Here is a 244-nt window from a genome sequence, read left to right as displayed (position 1 = left end):
CTGTAACTCTGGCTAACTAATAGTTGCTGGTTAGTTGCGCTAATACTGTAGTTAAATACATCTGTAATTGTGTGGCTGCGTTTATTGCTTAAATTTACAATAACCAGTGGATAGGTTTTATCATCTTTGTCTGGTGTGATGGCGCTATCGTTTTTATTAGCATGAGTGCTGGCACTTTCATCCTCGGCTTTTTCATCATCGCCTTTAGCTGCTTTTTGATTTAAGCGATAGGCAAGCCAAGTTC

1 protein-coding gene is annotated in these 244 nt (G+C 39.3%); it reads right to left on the bottom strand.

All coding sequences use genetic code 11. The features are described 5' to 3' along the window. Window positions 1-244, bottom strand: a 244-nt coding sequence (locus AAEY62_RS24150) for a hypothetical protein (RefSeq protein ID WP_350637001.1), incomplete at both ends; no start/stop codon positions are given.

Source organism: Pseudoalteromonas sp. GW168-MNA-CIBAN-0100 (assembly GCF_040309225.1).
Classification (GTDB): domain Bacteria; phylum Pseudomonadota; class Gammaproteobacteria; order Enterobacterales; family Alteromonadaceae; genus Pseudoalteromonas; species Pseudoalteromonas arctica.
This window is presented reverse-complemented; position numbering and strand designations above follow the sequence as displayed.